General features: G+C 64.5%; 2 protein-coding genes and 1 pseudogene. All 3 read right to left on the reverse strand.

Annotated elements, in window-relative coordinates; translation table 11 throughout:
- Window positions 1-186: pseudogene (locus tag ASD35_RS28270) on the reverse strand (xylan 1,4-beta-xylosidase); the annotation flags it as partial.
- Window positions 187-242: 56 nt separating this feature from the next.
- Complete coding sequence (locus tag ASD35_RS24880; protein ID WP_056877677.1) at window positions 243-1316, reverse strand: non-reducing end alpha-L-arabinofuranosidase family hydrolase; 1074 nt, start codon at window positions 1314-1316, stop codon at window positions 243-245.
- Between the two features lie 41 nt (window positions 1317-1357).
- Window positions 1358-2797 carry an MFS transporter gene (locus tag ASD35_RS24885; protein WP_056877678.1) on the reverse strand — a complete coding sequence of 480 codons (1440 nt, stop codon included), beginning with the start codon at window positions 2795-2797 and terminating at the stop codon, window positions 1358-1360.
- Between the last annotated feature and the right edge of the window lie 87 nt (window positions 2798-2884).

Here is a 2884-nt window from a genome sequence, read left to right on the forward strand (position 1 = left end):
GTGGTCGCCGGCGACGATGGGGTTCAGGTAGGTGCCGTTGCCCAGGTCGGCCTTGCGTTGGCCTTCCAGGCCATGGCCGAACTCATGTGACCCGGGCGCGCATGCCGGCGTCGAAGCGCGAGCAATGGAAAGCGAGCCGGCAGCCGTGCCGGCAAGGATGGCGGGAAACGCACGGCGAGTCCACATCGAGGTCTCCTGAGACTTTCATTCTGGCTGGCCGCACCGTGGCGGCCCCAGGCCGTTTACTTGGTGCACAAGGCGCTGATGGCGTTGGGACCCGTGGCCGTGATGAGGCCCAGTCGATACGGCAGCTCGATGTACTCGTAATGCTTGCCCTTCTCCATGTCCAGGCCCTGGTACAGGAACCGCAGCGGCTTGCAGGGGTCTATGGTCAGCGTCTGGTCGACACCGGCGCGGACCAGTTCTCCATGCGATGCGCCCTCCGACCAAACCCGGCCGTCGAACTTCATGTTGTCGGCGCCGGCGAACATGTTCATGCTGCTGCCGGGGATGGGTTGCCATTGGCCGTCCAGCCGATCGGCCGTCCAGGCGCGGAAATACCTGCCTTTGGGGCCCATGGCCTCGACCAGCGTCAAGTACTGGCTGGTGCCGGCGATCTTGTAGGTGTTGCTCGCCTCGAAGAGATCCTCGCGCTTCTCCTTCATGGCGATGACGGGCTCGGAGAAACCTTGAGGGAAACGCGCGACCGTCGTCTCACCGCGGTAGAAGCTGCCGTTGTCGTCGGTGAAGAAGAGATGGCACTTGTTGTCGTCGCAAATGATCCAGAAGTCCAGCCACGCCGCCTGGCCCTTGGCGTCCTTGACGCTCGCCGGGATGGTCTTGTAGAAGGGCTGCGGCGCCGTCCAGGATTGCGGATCGTTAATGTCCTTGGTCGTGGAGTACAGCGGGTCTCCGCCCTGGTAGATCAGGTACCAGAGCTTCTGCGGCGCGAAGTAGAAGACCTGGGGTGCGGCTCGGTAGCCGGGCCCGATGGGGGACTTGTCGAGCATGAAGAGCGAGGCCTTGGGGGCGTCCTCCCAGTTCGCAAAGCTCGTGTAGGCCATGCCCCAGCCGTTCTTCCCGGCCGTGGTCATGAAGACGTGGTAGCGGCCGTCGTGATGGACGATGGTCGGATCCTTGACGCCGAAGATGTCCTTCGCATCGGCCGGCGGTCTGATCAGCGGCTCGCTGGATTTCCATTCGAAAGGCTGGACCCGGTTCGCGGGTTCCGCGGCATGGGCAAAGGTGCTCAATGCCAGGCAGGACGCGAACCAGAGTGCGTTCAAACCGTTGGATGCAGATTTGTAGTTGCGCATGACTTCAGTCGTTGATGTGGCGGGGAGGGTGCGCAAAAGCGTCATACCGTCCCGCGCGTTGATTCAAGCTGCCCACGGATCTGCAGCATGCGTGCCTCGGTCAGCGGGAAGCGCAGGATGGCGATCAGCGCCAGCACCAAGCCGATGACGGGAATGCCCGACAGCAGGAGGCGGATCCAGAAGATGGCTTCCGGCGTCTGGATGGCCTGCTTGGCGTCGAAGCCGGTGAACTGCAGGATCCAGCCCGACGCGCCCACACCGAGAGCGATGCCGACCTTGGTGATCCACGACTGACAGGCGGAGAACGAGCCCTCGCGGCGCTGGCCGGTCTGGGCTTCGTCGTAGTCAACCACGTCGCCGATGGTGGCGCCGTACAACGTCCAGAACCCCGCGCCCGTGAAGGCCACGAAGCCGCAGGCGAACAGCTGCAGATACGGCCGCGCCGGGTCGTACAGCCACCAGTCGCCGATGAAGGCGCACATGGCCAGCACCAGCACCGTGGCCAGGCCGGCACGCTTGCCATGCTTGCGCGCGATCCACGTGAAGAACGGGATGCCCGCGAAGCCGAAGGCCATGCCGGCCAGGCCCATCGCGGTGTTCCACTTCGCTCCCTGGACGACATCGCCCTGGCAGACGTAGTAGATGGTCGCGTAATAACCCAGCGCGCTCACCATCGCCGTGCCGATGCCGTAGGCCAGGGCCATCAGCAGCACATGCCGGAACGGCTTGCAGCGCAGCGTGCGCCACAGCGTGTCGGCAAACGGGATGTGTGTCTGCGTGCGCGACACCAGCTTCTCGTAATAGCGCTCGCGCACCAGCAGGAAGATGGCGATCGACACCGCCACCATGATGGCGCCGAGGATGGCGCAGTAGGTCTGCGCGCCGCGCAGGATGTCGGGCTTGCCGCTGGCATCGTTGAAGATCGCCAGCGTCGTGAACTGCGCCGCGAAGAACATCGACAGCTCGGGCAGCTTCTGGATGGCGTTGCGGATCGCCATCACGGTGGTGCGCTCGTGATAGTCGGGCGTCATCTCCGAGCCCAGGCTGACCCAAGGCATGTTGAAGCAGCTCATGATGGGCACGTAGATCACCATGCTGACCAGCATGAAGATGAAGTACTGCATCTCCGTCCAGCCCTTGCCCACGGCGAACATCAGCGGCAGGCCGATGCCGGCGAGCACGCCGCCGACGAGGATGAATGGCCGCCGGCGCCCGAAGCGCGTGCGCGTGTTGTCCGAGATCCAGCCGAAGACCGCGTCCGACCCGGCGTCGATGAAGATCTTGACCATCTGCACCGTGGAGATCAGGCCGGGTGCAACGCCCAGGAAGATGTTGAAGACCTGGAAGGCCAGCGACGGGTAGAGCCAGTGGCCCCACATGTCGAGGAAGGCGCCGAGGCCGAAACCGACCTTCTGCCGCATCGGCAGGCGGTCGGCGGTCGGCGGTACGACGCGGTCCATGTGCAGGGTGCCGGCGTTCACAGGATGCGCCTCTCACGGACGATGTCGGCGTAATAGCGCGCCGACAGCTTGGGCGTGCGCACCAGCGTCTCGTAGTCGCAATGCACG

Source organism: Pelomonas sp. Root1444 (assembly GCF_001426885.1).
Lineage (GTDB): Bacteria > Pseudomonadota > Gammaproteobacteria > Burkholderiales > Burkholderiaceae_C > Pelomonas.